Source organism: Amycolatopsis sp. NPDC005961 (assembly GCF_040629235.1).
Lineage (GTDB): Bacteria > Actinomycetota > Actinomycetes > Mycobacteriales > Pseudonocardiaceae > Amycolatopsis > Amycolatopsis camponoti.
In genome coordinates this window covers 1-17337 of the sequence record NZ_JBEXVF010000121.1, presented here as the reverse complement: position 1 = coordinate 17337, position 17337 = coordinate 1, and the positions used below count along the sequence as shown (strand labels likewise).

Here is a 17337-nt window from a genome sequence, read left to right as displayed (position 1 = left end):
ACCCCGACCCTCACCCCCCTCCCCCACCCGCCGCACTTCCGCTCTCCTGCCCGGCCCGCCGGGCCCTGCCCGGCCCGCCGGGCCCTGCCCGGCCCGCCGGGCCCTGCCCGGCCCGCCCGGCCCGCCCGGCCCGCCCCGGCCCGCCCGGCCTGCCCGGTCCGGCTCGGCCTCCCGGCCCGCCCGGCCTGCCCCGGGTCGCCCGCCACACCGGCCGGCAGAGAAAGCCCGAAGCTCAGGCCGCTTCCATCGTCAGCAGCACCCGCTTGGCTTCCTCACCACCCGCGTACTGGCCGTACGACCCGTCCGACCGCACCACCCGGTGACACGGCACCACCACCGGGAGCGGGTTGAGCGCGCACGCCGTGCCGACTGCTCGGACTGCCTTGGGGCTGCCCGCCGCCGTGGCCACCTGGGCGTAGCTCTCCGTTCGGCCGTACTCGATCTCCGGCAGGTGTTCCAGCACCGACAGCCGGAAGCCGCGTGCCAGGCGGAAGTCCAGGGGGACGTCGAATGACCGGCGCCCGCCGGTGAAGTACTCGTCCAGCTGGTGGACCACCGGGTCCAGGCGGGCCGGGGCGTGGAGGAGCCGGGGACTGATCACCGTGGCCAGCTCGGCCAGGACCGCGTCGTGGTCCTGGCGGTCGAACGCCACCTTCACCAGGCCCTGGGACGTCGCCGCCAGCAGGAGGGAACCGACCGGCGTGTCGAGCGTGCGGTAGGCGACGTCCAGCAGGCCCTCGCGCTCGGCGGCCGCGGTCAGGCGGTCGTGCAGGCGGTCCGGCAGCAGTTCGCAAGCCACCGGAGGCGACGGGATGATGTCGATCATGAGTGCGCTCCTTCCAAGGGGTAGGTGGCCCGCAGGGTCTTGACGCCGTCGGCGGCCGCGCGGCGGGCGGCGTCGACACTGCCTCCCGTGATCTTCGCGATTTCCGCGTACGGCAGCCCGGCCAGGTAGTGGTAGGCGACGGCGGCGCGCTGCTTGTCCGGCAGCCTCGCCAGCGCGTCCCACAGGTCGCCGTCCAGTGGGCCGGCTCCGCCCGGGCGGTCCGGGATCTCGCCGACCGGCACCGGGACGCGCGCCTGGGCGCGGGTGACGTCGATGGCCTTGCGGTGCGCGATCGTGACCAGCCACGCCTGGACGTTCGCCTCGGCGGGCAGGTCCGGATACGCCTTGAGGGCGGCGAGAAAGGTCTCCGACCAGGCGTCTTCGGCGTCGGCGGGGCCGAGCACGGCCCGGCAGACCCGGAGGACCATCGGCCCGTGCTCGGTCACGACTTGCTCGAACGGTTTCACGATCACACCCTGTAGACGTCCGCCGGCGCCGGAACGTGAGATCGAGTTTGTCACGCGTACGGGTAAACCCAGTACCCGTCCCCGTCGAGGATGTGGTTGCTCACGACGAACTGCCCGAGTTGTCCAGGACGCACAGCGGCTGGAATCCGAACGCGCAGTCGCTGCCGGACGCGTACGCCCGTGCCGGTCGTGTAGCGCGGACCGCAGCTCATCGAGATGCCGAACCGCAGCCCGATCCGGGTGGTCACTCCGACGAAGGAGTGAACGAAAGTCCTCGCCCCACCGGGCAAATCACGACGGCGGGGCGGTCCCGGTGACGACGGTGGCGCCCAGCTCTTCCGAATCGTGCACGCGCGGAGCCAGCCCCGCGGCGGCGAACAGCGCGGCCAATACCGGCGCCTGCCGTTCACTCGATTCGGTCAGCAGAATCCCGCCCGGCGCGAGCCATCGCGACGCGCCCGCGGCGACGCGGCGGGCGAGGTCGAGGCCGTCGGTCCCGCCGTCGAGCGCCACGCGGGGTTCGTGCAGCCGAGCCTCCGGCGGCATGGTCGCGACGGCGTCCGAGGGGACGTACGGCACGTTCGCCATGAGCACGTCGACCCGGCCGCGCAGCGACGACGGCAGCGCGTCGTAGAGGTCGCCTTCGTACACGCGGGCCTCCGGGAGGTTCAGCCGTGCGCACGCGACGGCCGCTGGCTCGACGTCGGCCGCGTGCAGCTCACGTGGGCGCAGCGCGGCGGCGAACGCGGCGCCCAGCGCACCCGAGCCGCAGCACAGGTCGAGCACCACCGGCTCGGCCGGCGCGAGCGAGGCGGCGACGTCGACCAGGAACTCGGTGCGGCGACGCGGGACGAACACCCCGGGCCGCACGGTGATCCGCAGGCCGTGGAACTCCGCCCAGCCGAGCAGGTGCTCCAGCGGCAGTCCCGCAACGCGGCGTTCCACCAGCGAGCCGAGTTCGGCGGGGGTCGTGGCGGCGGCGATCAGCAGGTCCGCCTCGTCCTCGGCGAACACGCAGCCCGCGGCGCGCAGGCGCGAAACGACAGTCGAAGTGTCCACCGGGGAGTGACGCTACAGGACCTGCACCGCGTCCCCGACGTTCAGGCCGTCGAAGAACGCCGCCGAATCGGCGTCGGTGAGGTGGACGCAGCCGTGCGACGGCGCGTCGAGCGGCCCGGCGTGGAAGGCGATGCCGCCGGCGGCGAAGAACACCGAGTTGGGCATGTCCGTGCCGTACACGCTGCTGGTGTGCTCGCGGTCCTTCCAGACGACGTGGAACGACCCGGCCGGCGTCGCCTGGTCCGGCGGTCCGAAGCCGGCCGGGACCGGGCCCCGCACGACCCGGCCGTCGCGCAGCAGCCAGGCCAGGCGCTGCGCCAGGCTCACGCACGCGCCGGTCGTGACGGCGCAGGGCGGCGCGGGCGGAGGAGGAGTCGTCGTGGGCACCGGAGTGGTCGTGCGGACGAGCGGCGCCGGTTCGGCGATCGGGCTCGGCGTTGTCGTGCGTGGTGCCGCGCACGACGCCGTGACCAGCGTCAACCCCAGCAGGGTCACCACCCCGGCGCCGCGCATCCGTGCATCCCCTCGTCGAAGGTCTCCCCGGGATCAGTACGCGTGAACGGCCCCGAAGGTTGAGCCGCGCGTGCACCCGGGTTGTCCCCGCGTGCACCGTGGCTACCGCCGGGGGTACCCGGACGGTCAAGGTCGAACCATGACGAAGCTGAGCGCCGAGCAGATCGCCCGGCACGCCTACGCGGCCGGGTTCCGCGGCCAGGGCCTGACCACCGCGGTCGCCGTCGCGCTGGCCGAGTCCGGCGGGCGGACGACCGCGCACAACGCCACGCCACCGGACGACTCCTACGGCCTCTGGCAGATCAACATGCTGGGCGCGCTCGGCCCGGAACGGCGCCGGCAGTACCACCTGAAGTCCGACGACCGGCTGTTCGACCCGGACACCAACGCCCGCGTCGCGAACAGCATCTCGAGCGACGGCCACGACTTCACGCCCTGGTCGACGTACACGAACGGCGCCTACAAGCACCACCTCACGGCCGCTCGCCAGGCGGCTCAGGACGTCACGAAGCACCACGGCAAGTCCGCCGGGACCGGCACCGCGAGCGGCCGTCCGCTCAGGGTGGACGACAGCGTGCTGCACTCCTACGTGGCCCGGACCCGGCACGTCGGCGACGCGCTGGGCACCGCGACCGGGCACCTGCGCGACGTCCGGGAGATCGGCCGCGAAAGCTTCGGCAAGATCGGTGAGGAGTCGGGGTTCGCCGACGCGCTCGCCGGCTTCGGGCTGGCCCTGCAGAAGCAGGTCAAGGGCGTCGGCGCGCACGCGGACGGGCTGGCCGCCGCGGCGCGGAAGGCCGCGAAGTCCTATCGCGACCACGAGACGGCGACCGTGGCCACCTTGAACGGAATGGGCTGACATGGACACCGCCGCGCTCGCGCACTCCTTCGCGAAGGACCTCGTCGCGCACCGCAACAAGCTCGCCGGGAAGGCCGAGGACGCCGTCCGGGCCGAGTACGCCCTGCACCGGGTGGCGGGTGCGCTGGACGCCCAGCACGACGCCTACCACAAGGAAAGCGCCACCGTCCTCGAACACTGGCACGGCCACGGCGCCGACGGCTTCCGCCACACCAGCGCGAAGCTGACGAAGGAGCTTCGGATCACGGGCGCGGCCGGGGCGGCGGCGGAGAAGGTCGTCGCGCACGTCGCGTCCACAGTGGACAGCGGGCACACCGCCGTGCAGCGGCTGGTCGACGAGTACACCGCGCGGGCGAAGCAGGTCCTCGACGCGGGCGTCGCGGCCGGGACGCAGGCCGCGCTGATGCGCGCGGTCGGGCACGCGGCCGACCTGGCCCCGCAGTACACGCGGCAGTCGGCGTCGACGCTGCGGCACGTCGACGCGGAACTGAAGGCGGCGGCCGAGAAGCTGCACGACCTGCGGAAGGACCTGACCCACGACGGTGTCATGGACAAGGCCGTGCCCACGAAGACCACGCACCCGAGCAAGGCCGGCGGACGCGGCCAGGAGGTCGTCCACGCCGCGCGCACCCAGCTCGGCGTCCGCGAGAACCCGCCGGGCAGCAACCGGAACCCGTACGGCCCGACCGCCGCGTGGTGCTCGTCGTTCGCGACGGCGATGTGGCGGAAGGCCGGCGTGAAGATCCCGGTGCTGCCCTTCAGCGGCGACGTCTTCCACTGGGGCGAGCGCAACGGCCACGCGTACGGCAAGCACTCGCTGCACGAAGCGAAGCCGGGGGACGTGCTGATCTTCGGCACCGGGCCGCAGAACACGTCGACGAGCACGCACATCGGGATCGTCGAGAAGGTCGAGGGGAACCAGGTCACGATGATCGAGGGCAACTCCGGGGACGCCGTCCGCCGGAACACGCACACGCTCTCGGCGTCCACGTTCTACGGAGGGGTCCACCCGTGATCACCGGAAAAGCCGCCGACCGCACGGTCGCCGTCGAGGTCGCGCCCGGCGGCGCGTTGCAGGAGCTGACGCTGGAGGCGTCGGCGCTGAGGCTGGAGCCGGACGAGCTGGCCCGCCGGATCCTGGTGCTGGCCGCGGCCGCGTCGGCGCGCGCCACGGCTTCGTTGTGGCACGACGTGGACGGTCTCGGCCTCCCCGAGGCGAGTGAGGACGCGGAAGCGACCACACCGGACAGCTGGCGGGCCCAATGAAGGCTTCGGAGCTGGCCGACGCGGCCTTCGAGGCCCCCGAACCGGCGTATGGGACGCGGCTGGCCGCGATCCGCGCCTCCGCCGAGGCCGACGGGGTGTCGGTGCTGGTCGACCTCCACGGCGCGCTCGTGGACCTGCGGTTCGACCGGCAGGCGCTGAACCGGTCGCCGGGGGAGCTGGCCGGGGTGATCCGGCGGCTGGTATCGGAGGCGGGCGCCGATGCCCTGCGGCAGGGACGCGAGGTGCTGGGGGACTTGCTGCCGGACGGTGCGGAAGGCCCGAGGTTCGGTCCGCGGCCCTCGAGCGAGCCACTCGGTGAGGTGGGCGGACCGGCGATCCGGCCGCGGCCGGCCCCCGAAGAGTTCCTGCCCACGACCTGGGCAACCTGACCGGCCGCGGCAGACCGCTCAGCGGGCGTCGCCGAGCATGCGGGTCAGCCGGTCGGCCAGCCAGGCGCCGTCGGCCGGCGTGACCATCACCCACGGTTCGCCGGCCACGTCCTCCGGCGTCACCGCGTAGCGCCCGGCCGCCGTGTCGAACCAGGCCAGGACCGGGGTGCGGCCCGCCGGGCCCGTCGCTGCCAGCTGGCCCGCCGCGTAGCGCTCGGCGGTCACCAGCGTCGCCAGTGGACGGACCGCGCGGCCGGTGATCCCGGTCGCGCTCAACGCCCGCTCGAACGCGTCGTAGCCGTTGCGCGCGTACGCGTCCATCGCCGCCGAGTACGTCGCGCGGGGAAGCCGGAGCTGGTCGCCCGGGCCCGCCTCGGCGTCGCCGAGCATCCGGGCCACGGCCGCGACCAGGTCGGCCGGGCGAAGCGGCTCCAGCACCAGCTCGCGCTCGTCGAGGACCGCGAGCACCCCGGCCGCGTCCCGCACGGCCGCGAGCAGCCGCCACGGCGCTTCGCCCAGCACCAGCGCGTCGACGCTCAGCGACGGCGCACCCAGCAGCACGACCAGGTCCGCCAGTGCCGGGTCGACGTCGTCGCCGTCGGTGAGGCCCGCTTCCGCCAGCCCGGCGAAGACGCGCACGCCGAGGTCGTCGCGCTCGGCGTGGGTGGCGCCGTGCACCGGCACGTCGAACGGGTACGGCGGCGGCCCGCCCGGCCCCAGGTCCGCCCAGAGGAGATCGAATTCGAGATGCGACAGGATCACTCCGGCCGCCGTCGCGGTGCGCCGCGCCATGGTCACCCTTCCCGTGGTGCGCGGCCGCCGTCGGGCACGATGGTGCCGATGGCCGAGCCGCAGTCGATGGACGTCCCCGCGAGCGGGTACCTCGTCGTCCGCGCTTCCGGCGCCGCGGCCGCCCGCGCCGCGATCCTCGGCGGCCGCGGCGACCCCGAAGGCATCCAGCTGCTGCTGCGTTGCCCCGTCCCGCGGGCGGTCGCCGAGTCCGGCGCGAAGCTGACGTTCGCCGACGCCACGCTGCACCTGCAGCCCTCCGGCGTCGTGATGCTGACGGTCGCGGCGGCGAAGTTGTCGATCTCGTTCGCCGAGCTGCGGCCGCTGATGTTCCGGCCGGTGGAGGTCGACGCGCCGCTGCGGTCGCTGTTCGCCGGCGCGGTCGCGCACGTCGTGGCGGCCGGCCCTCGGCTCGACCCGCACGGGCTGGCCCACCACCTGCTCGGCCTGGCGGAACTGGTGCTGCGCAGCGCGTTGCGCGTCGAACTCGATCGTGTCGACGCTTTGGCAGCGCGAAGGCGTGAAGCGCTCGAGTACATGCGCGCGCACCTCGGCGAGCAGTCGCTCAGCGCGGACAAGATCGCCGAAGCGCTGTACATCTCGCGTCGGCGGCTGTACCAGCTTTTCGATGACGGCCAAGGTGTTGCGGAACGGCTGAAGGGCCTGCGCGTCGAGCGCGCGAAGGCGTTGCTGGCGGACCCGGCGAAGGCGGGGCGGGGGATCGCGGAGATCGCGCGGGACTGCGGGTTCACCAGCGCCCCGCACTTCTCGCGGACGTTCCGCCGCGCGACCGGCCGGACTCCGCGCGAGTTCCGGGAGCAGGCGCTGCGGGGGTGAGGTCGACGTCGGCGACGAGCGTCCCGGCCAGGCCGGCGACCTCCAGCCAGCCGCGGCCGCCGGGGGAGTGCAGGGTGAACACGGCCGCGCGCGGGCGATCCGGGTCGAGGACGACGGCCTGCAGCTGCGCGCCCGACAGGCCGATCCGCTCGACGATCACCACCGGGTAGCCGCGGCGGGTGTTCGCGTGGCTGACCTCCCGAATGCCCGGGGTCGTGTCGGCGACGAAGTGGCCGAGGTCCGCGGCATCGTCGAGGGTGCCCTCGATCGGGACGACCCCGGCGATGAGCACCGCGGGATCGGCGTCCCGGTGCTCGACCAGGGCCAGCAGCCCGGCCCGCTGCTCGTGGGCGATCTCCGCGCACTGGACGGCCGCCGCTTCCAGGCCGAGGTCGCGGGCGGCGTCGGGGCCGCGCAGGCGTGCCATCAGCGCGTGCAGCTCGGCGGTGGTGCGCTCGACCGAGTCCAGGCTCACCGGGGTGATCCCCGGAACGGCGGGCAGTTTCACCGGCCACCCAGTGCCGCGGCGAAGGCGCCGACCGCGCCCGGCGGCGGCGTCACGGGCGCGACGGGGGTCTTCGCGACGGTCACGCCCAGCTCGCGCCCGACGGTCGAGAACGTCTCCAGATGTGTTGTCACGGCGGGGAAATCCGGGGCGCTCGGCAGGGGAGAGCCGTCGCCAAGCGCGCGCAGGCGGTCGGCGACGCGGGCTGCTTCCGTGGTGTGGGCGCGTTCCAGCTCGCGGGCTTCGGCGAGGACACGGTCGAGGTCGTCTTGTCTCGTCGCGAGCCGGGCACGGGCCGCGGTGAGGTTCGGTTGAGCGGCGGGGGAGAACTGGGCTTCGGTTTCGGCTTGGTCGACGTCGTCCTGGGCGGTGGTGAGGGCTTGGCGCGCGGCGGTGGCCTGGCGGTCGAGGTCCTCGGCGCGGCGGTGGTGGGCGACGAGGGTGCCCGCCCAGTCGTCGAGGATGGCGGCGGCCGCGCGGAGGGCTTCGGGGACGGCGGCGAGGCCGGTCGCGGCACGTCCGGCGCGGTCGGCGAGGGCCTGGGCGGATTTTCCGGCCCACTCGGGGATTTCGCCGGGGGTGCGGGCCTGCTCGAGCCGCGCCGCCGCGGCGGCGTAGTGGCGGGCGGCTTCGGCGACGGTGTCGGGATGGCCGGGGACCGGGTTGAAGCCGAGGCCGCGGAACTCAGCCATCGGCGGCTCGGCCCAGGTCTTCGGCCGCGGCCGCATCTGTTGTCCCGTAGGCCTTCGCGGCCGCGCGGACGCTGCTCGCCGCCGTGGTGAAGTCCGTTTCCACCGCTCGTATCCTGCCCGACCACTCGCCCGTCAGCACCGCGAGCGCGCCCGAGATCGCCAGGGGTCCGAAGTCGCCGGACGCTGCCGTCTCGACCGAAGCCGCCGCCGCGCCGTACTCCTCGGCCGTCCCCTCGAGACGGAGTGCCAGCGCGTCGAGGGCCGCCGGGTCCGCGTGGAAGCCGGTCATTCGCCGAACACCGGGGGATAGGCCGGGGGCAGGTCGTCCAGGAGGTCGTAGCCGTCCGCGTACTTGTCGCGGTGCTCGCTGTCCTCTTCACGGCGGGTGCCCTGGCCCGGCGGGTACATGCCGTACCCGGTGCCCGCGCCGCGGCCGCCCGCCGCTCCCGGGCCGAAACCCGGCGTCGCGTTCCCGAAGCGACCCGCGCCGGCCCGGCCGCCTTCACCCACCGAGCCACCCGAGCCACCCGACCCACCCGAGCCGCCAGGGCCTGGGCCGACGAAGCCGGCGAAACCCGGTCCGGAGCCCGTCCCGCCCGTGCCGATCACCCCGTCGAGGCCGCCCGGCAGCACCCCGGCGCCGGTGAACGTGGGCGGCAAGGCGGACGCGGTCGACGTCGAGTCGTCCGGCACCCGGCCCGGCACCGGCGCCGGGCCCTCGTCCGGACCACGATCGAGCGGCGGGCCCGGGACCACGGGCGTATGGGGGTCCGTGACCACCGGCGTATGGGGCACCCGTGGGGCCACCGCGTCCGCACCGGCCGCGCTCACCTGCGGCGCCGCGTCGAACGCCGGGGGCAGGCGGTGGCGGACGTCGTGGCTCGCGCTCTCGTACTGCTCCATCACGCGGACCGCCTCGGCCTTGGCGTCGTCCGCCTGCTTCTTCGTCGGCAGCTGGTCGTCGAGCAGGTCGTCCAGCATGTACGCGCCCTGCGGGCCGTCGAGCCGCTTGACCGCGTAGCCCTCCTTGAACCACCGCTCGGCCCAGTAGTGCACCGGTTCCGGCATCTTCCGCCGGGCTTCGCCGATCGCCGCGGTGTAGGTGTCGAGGCCGTCGCCGATGTGGCGGGCGTTCTCGCCCGCTGTGCTCGCCCAGCCGGTCAGGCGCTGGATCGAGTCCGCGGCCTGCGCCGCCGACGGCCCGCGCCACGACAGCAGCAGCTTCTGCACCAGCGTGTGGACGTCGCCGGTGGCCGTGTCGACGCCCCGGGCCAGCTCGGCCCACCGGTGCGCCTGCTCGCCGAGCCGCGGCGGGTCGGCCGACTGCACCATGTCCCACAGCTCGCGGTGGTCGTAGGAGTCCCAGTTGATCTTGCCGAACGCGTCTTCGCGGTTGTTCACGGCTTTCTCGCGACGCACCCGCCGCGCCTTCGCCTGCTCGCGCGCGGTCGGCTGGTGGTGCGTGGAGTGGAACTCAGGCATCGCGCTCACCCGCCCGCAACGACGCCGCGGCCTCCTCGTCGTTGCTCCGGTGCGACGCCGCGACGGTGTCGAGCGCTTGGCGCAGCGAGGCCAGCTCGGTCAGGTAGGACTCCAGCGCGGCCTGTACGCCGCCGGCCTCGGCGCCGCCGCGCAACCCGAACGAGCGGCGCATCCAGTGGGACACCGGGCCTTTGCCGTCGGCCAGCGGTGTGCCCAGCTCGCGGGCGCTTTCGAGGTAGCCGGACAGCTCCTGGTGGCGCGCGTCGAGAGCGTTCTTGGCGGCGTCGATCTCGGCGTAGTCCAGCTCGAGGACGTCGGTGCCGTCGGCGACCAGCGCGGCCGCGCCGGTGCCCTGCGGCCTCGCGACCGCCGAGGCGCTTTCCCTCGGTCCGTCCTCGTCCCGCCGGTGCTCCGCACGCAGCTGCCGCCGCGCGTCGGCCTCGTCGCGCACAGTCGCCATGGAAGTCCTTCCCTCGCCACCCAGGCGTCCATCCTGGCCAATGCGCGCCGCGATGAGAAGGGACCCCCACCCGCGTGCACGGGTGGACACGAAGACTGCACGGGCGGATAGGGCAGGATGTCCGGATGATCCCGCGTCGTGCGTTCGGAGCCGTTCTCGCCGCCCTCACCGGGCTCGTCGTGCTCGCCGGGCCGGCGTCGGCCCACACCGAGCTGGAGTCCAGTTCACCCGCCGAAGGTGCCGCGCTCGCGGCCGCGCCGACCGAGGTCCGGCTGACCTTCGGCGAGCCCGTGACCCTGCCGCCGGAAGCCGTCAAGATCACCGGCCGCGACGGCACCGCCTGGACGGTCGGCACGCCCGCGGTGGCCGGCGCCGTCGTGACCGCGCCGGTGACCCCGGCCGGGCCCGCCCAGGCCTACACGCTGACCTGGAAGGTGATCGCGGAGGACGGCGACAACCTCACCGGCACCGTGCACTTCACCCTCGCCGCCGCGGCTTCGTCCGCCGCGGCGCCGACGACGTCCGTGCCGGAGCAGGCCCAGGCACCCACCGCCCCGACCGCGGTGGACACCAGCGGCATCCCCGGCTGGATCTGGGTGGTGGTCGGCGTCGTCGGGCTGCTCGCGGTGATCGTCGTCGGCCTGCGTCAGCTGAGGGGCCGCGGGAAGGACTGAGCTAGTCCTCCGCCGGGACCGTCACGACCCAGCGTTCGGGACGACGGCGCAGGTAACCCCACCAGTACAGCGCCGACACCACCAGCACGCCGGCGGTGATGCCGAGGTCGAGCGCGCTCTGTTCGACCAGGACGTAGGCCAGCGCGGCGACGGCGACCACGGGGACGACCGGCCAGGCCGGCATCCGCCACACGTGCGGTTTCCGGTGCGCCGCCCGGCGGGCCCGCAGCGCGGCGATGGCCACGCACAGGTAGAGCGCGACGACGGCGACCCCGGTGACGCCGCTGAGCGTGTCCACCGGCACGAAGCAGAGGACGGCTTCGGACAGCCCGACCACGAGCGTCGCGACCCAGGGCGCGCCGAACCGCTCGCTCACCACGCTCATCGCGCGGTTCACCGGCGTCGGCCACGCCCGGTCGCGCGCGGAGGCGTAGAGCACGCGCGAGTTCTGGATGACCATGACGATCACCGCGTTCACGATCGCCGCCGCGATGCACAGGCTGATCGCGGCACCGACGGCCGAGTTGCTCCAGCCGGTGACGAGCGCGGTGAGGTCGACGCCGGCGAGCGCGGCCGCGTCCGGCACGGCGAGGGTGATCGCGACGACCGGGACCAGGATGACGAGTGCGCTGATCCCGAGCGTCCAGAACACGGTCCGGGCGACCGTCTTCCGCGGCTCGCGCATCTCCTCGGCGAGGTAGACGGCGGTGCTGAAGCCCTGCATCACGAACAACGCTACGGCGAGCCCCGCGACGACGGCGATCAGCCCGATCCCGCTCGTCCCGAGCGACGGCTTGACCAGCACGGCCGCGCTCTGCGTGGTGTGGGTGAACCCGAGCAGCGACACGACGAAGATCGCGACGATCTCGACGACCAGGAAGATCCCGGTGATCCAGGCGTTGGAGCGCAGGTTCAGCAGGCCCATCACGGTGGACGCGAGCATCACCAGCGCCCCGGCGACCGACGGGTCGATGTGCGCGACCGCGGCGACGTAGTCCGCGACGCCGATCGCGATGATCGGCGGCACGACGAGGATGACGATGAAGGAGAGCATGAACGTCAGCCAGCCGGCGAACCGGTTGGCCACCGTCGTCACCATCGCGTACTCGCCGCCGGCGCTCGGGACCAGCGTGCCGAGTTCGGAGTAGCAGAAGGCGATCCCGACGCAGAGCAGCACCGCGAGCGCGATGGCGAGCGCGGTGCCGGTGCCGAGGTCGGCGAAGAGCGGCGGCACGAGGACGAACAGCGACGACGCCGGCGTCACGCAGCTGAGCGTCAGCAGGGTCCCGCCGCCGACGCCGATGGACCGGGTCAGCGTGCGGGGTCCGGCGGGTGCGGTGGCGGCGGCGGATCGGGGCGGGGCGGGAGTGCGGGGCATGGGCGTTCCCTCCGGCCGGGGCAAGGTGCGACGGATGGAACAGCACCGATTCGGTGTTGTCAACGCCGCGAAGACGACTGAAATCGTTGTCCACAGGGGACAGAGCCTTCGGATTTAGTCACTCATCGTGACCGGGGTGTGGCGTTTGCCCTGTGTCGCCCGCGTCGGGGATGATCCGGGGCGTGAGCAGCCAGGACACCCCCAGCCGGCCCGCGCCGCCGGTGCTCGACGACCTCTCGCGGCAGATCATCGCGCAGCTCCAAGAGGACGGCCGGCGCGCCTACGCGACCATCGGCAAGGCGGTCGGCCTGTCGGAGGCCGCCGTCCGGCAGCGGGTGCAGCGGCTGTCCGACTCCGGCGTCATCCAGATCGTCGCCGTCTCGGATCCCTTGCAGGTCGGGCTGTTCCGGCAGGCGATGATCGCGATCACCGTCGAAGGGCCGCTCGAGCCGGTCGGCGACGCACTGGCCGAAATGGACGAGATCGCGTACGTGATCCTCTGCGCCGGGCGCTACGACCTGTTGTGCGAGGCCGTCTGCGCGGACGACGAGGCGCTGCTGCAGCTGATCTCGACGCGGATCCGCGCGCTGCCGGGCGTCCGGCACGCGGAGGTGATGGTCTACCTCAAGCTGCGGAAGCAGACCTACCAGTGGGGCTCTCGCTGACCGTGACGACGAAATCCGAAGGTGCCGCGGAAATATTGGCCACGGATTAGTTGATGATATTCGTCTGGACGACTGAATCGCTTGCGCCCGGTGGTCGCCGCGTGCGATAACCGAGGCATGACCACTACCGCCGACCGCGCCTCCGTCGATGCCGCCGGCCTCGCCCAGGCAGCTCGCAGCAACCTCTGGATGCACTTCACGCGCCACTCCGCCTACGACGAGACCGACGTCCCGGTGATCGTGCGGGGCGAAGGCGCCTACATCTGGGACGCCCGCGGGAAGCGCTACCTGGACGGGCTCGCCGGGCTGTTCGCGGTCCAGGTCGGCCACGGGCGCGAGGAGCTCGCCGAAGCGGCCGCGCGGCAGACGAAGCAGCTCGCGTACTTCCCGCTGTGGGGCCACGCCCACCCGACGGCGATCGAGCTGGCCTCACGGCTGGCCGACGCGGCCCCCGGCGACCTGAACCGCGTGTTCTTCACGGTGAGCGGCGGCGAGTCGGTCGAGACGGCGTGGAAGCTGGCGAAGCAGTACTTCAAGCTCGTCGGGAAACCCACCAAGCACAAGGTGGTCAGCCGTTCACTGGCCTACCACGGGACGTCGCAGGGCGCGTTGTCGATCACCGGCATCCCCGGCGCGAAGGCCGACTTCGAACCGCTGGTGCCGAGCACTCTGCGCGTGCCGAACACGAACTTCTACCGCGCGCCCGAGCACGCCGACGACTACGAGGCCTACGGGCGCTGGGCCGCCGACCAGATCGAGCAGGCCATCGAGTTCGAGGGCGCCGACACGGTCGCCGCGGTGTTCCTCGAGCCGGTGCAGAACACCGGCGGCTGCTTCGTGCCGCCGCCGGGCTACTTCGCGCGGGTGCGGGAAATCTGCGACAAGCACGACGTGCTGCTGGTGTCCGACGAGGTGATCTGCGCGTTCGGCCGGGTCGGGTACGACTTCGCCGCCAAGCGCTACGGCTACCAGCCGGACATCATCACGACGGCGAAGGGCCTGACGTCGGGGTACGCGCCGCTGGGTGCGGTGCTGGCTTCGGAGCGGTTGATGGAGCCGTTCACCCGGGGTGCCACGACGTTCATGCACGGCTCGACCTACGGCGGGCACCCGGTGTCGTGCGCGGTCGCGCTGGCGAACCTCGACCTGATTTCCCGCGAGGGCCTCTACGACCACGTGCTCACGCGGGAAGACGCGTTCCGGTCCACTTTGGACAAGCTGACCGACCTGCCGATCGTCGGGGACGTCCGGGGGGCCGGGTTCTTCTACGGCATCGAGCTGGTGAAGGACAAGGCGACGAAGGAGACGTTCAGCGGTCCGGAGTCCGAGCGGGTGCTGCGCGGGTTCCTTTCGGACGCGTTGTTCGAGGCCGGGTTGTACTGCCGCGCCGACGACCGGGCCGAGCCGGTGGTGCAGCTCTCGCCGCCGCTGATCTGCGACCAGCGGGAGTTCGACGAGATGGAGCAGATCCTGCGTGACACGCTCACCCGGGCGTGGAAACTGCTGTAGGGCGTGCCTCCGGTCCCCGATATCCACGGTAGCGGAGGGCACCGACAGTTTGGCGCGCCTCCGTCGACGTGAATGACCCATTCGAGGCTTTGCGGGCGGTTCACCGGAGGGGGCGTTGGCCCGAAAGGGCGGGGAATCGCGCGATCCCCGCTCTCGCGCGGGTTTCTGGGTACCGTGGAGCGCAGGGGGACCGGGGGGAGCGGCCGGTGACCGGACCGCCCGCGTCCACGCCGACCGGTCGCGCAGCCGGGGGGAGAACCCGATGACCGCGTCCACGGACACGCCGCGCCTGCCGTTCGAACGGCCGAACGTCCTGGAGATCGCCCCGCTCTTCGAGGTGCTGCGCCGCCAGGGCCCGGTCGTGCCGGTGACCACGCCGGCCGGCGACCCGGCGTGGCTGGTCACCGGGTTCGAAGAGGTCCGCGCGGTGTTCACCGACCCGCGCTTCGGCCGGTCGCACCCGGCGCCGGAAACCGCGTCGGCGCTGTCGGAGGCGGCGATCCTCGGCCGGCCGCAGGGCGACCACGAAACCGAGCACGTGGCGCACGCGCGGATGCGGAAGATGCTCGTGCCCGCGTTCTCCGCCAACCGGATCCGGCGGCTCGCCGGTCACGTCCAGGAACTGGCCGACGGCTGCTTCGCCGCCATGGAGCGGGCCCGGCACGCGGACGAGCCGGTCGACCTGCACGAGCACCTGTCGTTCCCGCTGCCGGTGCTGGTGATCTGCGAGCTGCTCGGCGTGCCGTACGAAGACCGCGACACGTTCCGCGTACTGTCCGAGCGGATGGGCCGGATGGACATCGGTTCCGGCGCCGACGCGGCGCTCGAGGAGTTCGCCGCCTACATGGGGCGGCTGGCGGCGGCCAAGCGGCGCTCACCCGGCCAGGACGTGGTCTCGGACATGGTCCGGGCCCAGGCCGAAGACCCGGCGTTCACCGACGACGACCTCGCGCGCCTCGGCGCCGGCCTGCTGTTCGCCGGCCACGAGACGACGTCGAACCGGATCGACCTCGGCGTCCTGTACCTGCTCACCGACCTCGCGCGGCGCGACGCGCTGGCCGCCGACCCCGAGAACCGGGTGCACGGCGTCGTCGAGGAGATCCTGCGGCTGTCCGCGCCGGGCGGGCTCGGGGTGCTGCGGTACGCGCACGACGACGTCGAGCTCGGCGGCGTGACGGTCGCCCGGGGGGACGCGGTCGTCCTCTCGCTGGCGGCCGCGAACCGGGATTCGTCGGTGTTCCCCGCCGCCGCGCAATTCGACCCCGGGCGCAAGCCCAACTCGCACGTGTCGTTTGCTTACGGGGGCTGGTTCTGCATCGGCGCGAGTCTCGCCCGCACGGAACTGCGCGTCGTGTTCGGCTCGCTGTTCCGCCGGTTCCCCGGACTGCGGCTCGCGGTGCCGGTCGACGAACTGGAGGTCCGGACGAACCGGGTGACCGGGGGAGTGGACCGCGTGCCGGTCCTCTGGTAGACCTGCGGCGGCCACGACAGGAGGAAACGTGACCCTGTGGGACAAACTGGGGATGGACGACAAGCTCATCAAGGTGTTGAAGGAGATCCCTCCGGGCCCGGACGCGTCCGAGTTCGGCCCGGCCTACGTCACGATCCACCAGCTGGCCGTCGAGCTGGACCAGCGGTTCCCCGAGGTGCGCAAGCAGCTGGACGTGCCCCTCGGCGGCGGCGCGAGCCGGCACGCGGGCCTGGTGGAGCTGCTGGGCAAGGAACTGGTCGAGAAGATCAAGCGCTACGGCGACGTGTACCCGATCGAAGCGGCGCAGCTGTCTTCGGTGCGGTTCCGCGAGCTGCGGCTGCGCGGCCCGGGCGGGCGTGACCTGGTGGGTGCGTCGCGGACCGACCTGCCGCTGATCCGCCTGCGACCCAAGGACTGACGGTGCTGCCCCCGCCCCCGGTCCGCGTTCTGGTGGCCGAACGCGACCCGGCGGTGCGGGCCCGCCTGGGCTCCCTGCTGGCCGAGACCGACGGCATCGAGGTGATCGGCTCGGCCCCGGACGCGACGGCGGCCCGCACGACGCTGCGCAGCCGCCTGCCGGACGTGGTGCTGCTGGACCTGCGGCTGGGGCCGCTCGGGCCGGTGTTCCGCCGCCCGGCGGTGCTGGCACTGGTGACGTTCGACTCCGACGCGGGGATCCTCCGTGCGTTGCGCGACGGCGCTTCGGGGTACGTGCTGCGCTCGGCCCGGCGCAACGAGCTGATCAAGGTGGTCCGGCTGGCGGCCGACGGGCACGTGGTGCTGTCCCCGGACGCGTCCCGCCGCCTGGTATCGGCGGCGACGCGGCTGTCGGGCCCGAGGGACGAGCGGCTGGCCGGAGTGGACCGGTTGTCGGTGCGCGAGCGTGAGGTGCTGGTCGGGGTGGGTTCCGCGCTGACGAACGCCGAGATCGCCGCGCGGCTCAGGCTGGGTGAGCCGGAGGTGCGGAGTTTGGTGGCCCAGGTGGTGCGGAAGCTGGGGTGTGCGCATCGGACCGAGGCGGGGTTGCTGGCGTACGAGCGGGGGTTGTGCCGTCCTGGCTGAGGGGAGCCTGGCGGGGTGGGGAGTTGGGGTGTGCGCCGGGTCGAGACGGGGTTGGCGGCTGAGCGGGTCGGCTGAGGGCGGCCGGAGGTGGCTGCAGCGGGGTCCGGATGTGGGGCGGCCTTTGGCGGGATGCTGGTCGACCGGGGCGGCTGACCTGCGGACCGGCAGTCGCCCGGCGGGGTCTGTGATCTGGCCGGACAGGGCGGACCTTGGTGAGATGCCAACCCAACCGGGCCGGGTGACCTGCGGACCGGCAGTCGTCCGGCGGGGTCTGTGAGTGGCCGGGCGCGGGCGGCCGCCGGGGCGGATGCCAACCCCGGCCGGGCGGGCGACCAGCGGGCTGCACGACCGAGTTCCGGAACCGATGACGAGGACGGACGAGGCATGGCAGCATCCGCGATCCCGCCTATCCGGCTGGGGCTGATCGGCACCGG

At 73.3% G+C, this 17337-nt stretch carries 23 protein-coding genes; 11 read left to right on the top strand and 12 right to left on the bottom strand.

Going from position 1 to position 17337, the window contains the following annotated elements; translation table 11 throughout:
- Nucleotides 1–232: 232 nt before the first annotated feature.
- From ABZ342_RS47395 to ABZ342_RS47375, 5 genes are read right to left on the bottom strand one after another with little or no spacing between them, the layout of a single operon-like run.
- Nucleotides 233–826, bottom strand: a complete 594-nt coding sequence (locus ABZ342_RS47395; RefSeq protein ID WP_360488258.1) for a methylated-DNA--[protein]-cysteine S-methyltransferase — start codon at nt 824–826, stop codon at nt 233–235.
- Nucleotides 823–1299, bottom strand: coding sequence for a sigma-70 family RNA polymerase sigma factor (locus tag ABZ342_RS47390; RefSeq protein WP_360488255.1), 477 nt, complete (start codon nt 1297–1299; stop codon nt 823–825). Before ABZ342_RS47390 ends, ABZ342_RS47395 begins: the two co-directional genes overlap by 4 nt.
- Nucleotides 1300–1343: 44 nt before the next feature.
- Complete coding sequence (locus ABZ342_RS47385) at nt 1344–1541, bottom strand: hypothetical protein (protein WP_360488252.1); 198 nt, start codon at nt 1539–1541, stop codon at nt 1344–1346.
- Between the two features lie 43 nt (nt 1542–1584).
- Complete coding sequence (locus ABZ342_RS47380; RefSeq protein ID WP_360488249.1) at nt 1585–2352, bottom strand: putative protein N(5)-glutamine methyltransferase; 768 nt, start codon at nt 2350–2352, stop codon at nt 1585–1587.
- Between the two features lie 12 nt (nt 2353–2364).
- On the bottom strand, nt 2365–2865 hold the full coding sequence (locus ABZ342_RS47375; protein WP_360488246.1) for a L,D-transpeptidase: 501 nt from the start codon (nt 2863–2865) through the stop codon (nt 2365–2367).
- Nucleotides 2866–3004: 139 nt separating this feature from the next.
- Here ABZ342_RS47375 and ABZ342_RS47370 point away from each other — a divergent pair, with 139 nt between their 5' ends.
- The 4 genes from ABZ342_RS47370 to ABZ342_RS47355 are packed head-to-tail and all read left to right on the top strand — an operon-like array spanning nt 3005 to nt 5379.
- Nucleotides 3005–3724 (top strand): transglycosylase SLT domain-containing protein, encoded by a 720-nt coding sequence (locus ABZ342_RS47370; RefSeq protein WP_360488243.1) that lies wholly within the window; start codon nt 3005–3007, stop codon nt 3722–3724.
- A gap of 1 nt (nt 3725) precedes the next feature.
- Nucleotides 3726–4739: a CHAP domain-containing protein gene (locus ABZ342_RS47365; protein WP_360488240.1), complete on the top strand. Its 1014-nt coding sequence runs from the start codon at nt 3726–3728 to the stop codon at nt 4737–4739.
- The gene (locus tag ABZ342_RS47360) at nt 4736–4990 is read left to right on the top strand and encodes a YbaB/EbfC family DNA-binding protein (protein WP_360488237.1); all 255 of its coding nucleotides are present in this window, start codon (nt 4736–4738) and stop codon (nt 4988–4990) included. The genes ABZ342_RS47365 and ABZ342_RS47360 overlap by 4 nt, the downstream gene beginning before the upstream one ends.
- On the top strand, nt 4987–5379 hold the full coding sequence (locus ABZ342_RS47355; RefSeq protein WP_360488234.1) for a hypothetical protein: 393 nt from the start codon (nt 4987–4989) through the stop codon (nt 5377–5379). Before ABZ342_RS47360 ends, ABZ342_RS47355 begins: the two co-directional genes overlap by 4 nt.
- 18 nt (nt 5380–5397) lie before the next feature.
- On the opposite strand, the gene ABZ342_RS47350 is transcribed toward ABZ342_RS47355, so the two are convergent.
- The gene (locus ABZ342_RS47350) at nt 5398–6171 is read right to left on the bottom strand and encodes an ESX secretion-associated protein EspG (RefSeq protein WP_360488231.1); all 774 of its coding nucleotides are present in this window, start codon (nt 6169–6171) and stop codon (nt 5398–5400) included.
- 48 nt (nt 6172–6219) lie between these two features.
- Here ABZ342_RS47350 and ABZ342_RS47345 point away from each other — a divergent pair, with 48 nt between their 5' ends.
- Complete coding sequence (locus ABZ342_RS47345; protein ID WP_360488228.1) at nt 6220–7005, top strand: helix-turn-helix transcriptional regulator; 786 nt, start codon at nt 6220–6222, stop codon at nt 7003–7005.
- On the opposite strand, the gene ABZ342_RS47340 is transcribed toward ABZ342_RS47345, so the two are convergent.
- Genes ABZ342_RS47340 through ABZ342_RS47320 form a run of 5 tightly spaced genes read right to left on the bottom strand, consistent with a single transcriptional unit; the run spans nt 6917 to nt 10144 of the window.
- Nucleotides 6917–7513: a hypothetical protein gene (locus ABZ342_RS47340; protein WP_360488225.1), complete on the bottom strand. Its 597-nt coding sequence runs from the start codon at nt 7511–7513 to the stop codon at nt 6917–6919. The two genes, ABZ342_RS47345 and ABZ342_RS47340, sit on opposite strands and share 89 nt — an antisense overlap.
- Entirely contained in the window at nt 7510–8202 is a 693-nt protein-coding gene (locus ABZ342_RS47335) for a hypothetical protein (protein ID WP_360488222.1), read from the bottom strand. The genes ABZ342_RS47340 and ABZ342_RS47335 overlap by 4 nt, the downstream gene beginning before the upstream one ends.
- Nucleotides 8195–8491 (bottom strand): type VII secretion target, encoded by a 297-nt coding sequence (locus ABZ342_RS47330; protein WP_155543593.1) that lies wholly within the window; start codon nt 8489–8491, stop codon nt 8195–8197. The genes ABZ342_RS47335 and ABZ342_RS47330 overlap by 8 nt, the downstream gene beginning before the upstream one ends.
- Complete coding sequence (locus tag ABZ342_RS47325; protein WP_360488218.1) at nt 8488–9684, bottom strand: PPE domain-containing protein; 1197 nt, start codon at nt 9682–9684, stop codon at nt 8488–8490. Before ABZ342_RS47325 ends, ABZ342_RS47330 begins: the two co-directional genes overlap by 4 nt.
- A complete protein-coding gene (locus tag ABZ342_RS47320) occupies nt 9677–10144 on the bottom strand; it encodes a hypothetical protein (protein ID WP_155543595.1) in 468 nt (155 codons plus the stop codon). Before ABZ342_RS47320 ends, ABZ342_RS47325 begins: the two co-directional genes overlap by 8 nt.
- Before the next feature lie 125 nt (nt 10145–10269).
- Between ABZ342_RS47320 and ABZ342_RS47315 the strand changes: the two genes are divergently transcribed.
- Nucleotides 10270–10818: a copper resistance CopC family protein gene (locus ABZ342_RS47315; RefSeq protein ID WP_360488214.1), complete on the top strand. Its 549-nt coding sequence runs from the start codon at nt 10270–10272 to the stop codon at nt 10816–10818.
- A 1-nt stretch (nt 10819) separates the two neighbouring features.
- On the opposite strand, the gene ABZ342_RS47310 is transcribed toward ABZ342_RS47315, so the two are convergent.
- Entirely contained in the window at nt 10820–12196 is a 1377-nt protein-coding gene (locus ABZ342_RS47310) for an APC family permease (protein WP_360488211.1), read from the bottom strand.
- 170 nt (nt 12197–12366) lie between these two features.
- Between ABZ342_RS47310 and ABZ342_RS47305 the strand changes: the two genes are divergently transcribed.
- The 5 genes from ABZ342_RS47305 (at nt 12367) to ABZ342_RS47285 (ending at nt 16903) form a co-directional block, all read left to right on the top strand.
- A complete protein-coding gene (locus ABZ342_RS47305; RefSeq protein WP_360488261.1) occupies nt 12367–12861 on the top strand; it encodes an Lrp/AsnC family transcriptional regulator in 495 nt (164 codons plus the stop codon).
- Between the two features lie 117 nt (nt 12862–12978).
- Nucleotides 12979–14370, top strand: a complete 1392-nt coding sequence (locus ABZ342_RS47300) for an aspartate aminotransferase family protein (protein WP_360488208.1) — start codon at nt 12979–12981, stop codon at nt 14368–14370.
- A 262-nt stretch (nt 14371–14632) separates the two neighbouring features.
- Nucleotides 14633–15841: a cytochrome P450 gene (locus tag ABZ342_RS47295; protein WP_360488205.1), complete on the top strand. Its 1209-nt coding sequence runs from the start codon at nt 14633–14635 to the stop codon at nt 15839–15841.
- Between the two features lie 28 nt (nt 15842–15869).
- Nucleotides 15870–16259: a hypothetical protein gene (locus ABZ342_RS47290; RefSeq protein WP_155543601.1), complete on the top strand. Its 390-nt coding sequence runs from the start codon at nt 15870–15872 to the stop codon at nt 16257–16259.
- A gap of 2 nt (nt 16260–16261) precedes the next feature.
- Nucleotides 16262–16903, top strand: coding sequence for a response regulator transcription factor (locus ABZ342_RS47285; RefSeq protein ID WP_360488201.1), 642 nt, complete (start codon nt 16262–16264; stop codon nt 16901–16903).
- Nucleotides 16904–17337: the final 434 nt, after the last annotated feature.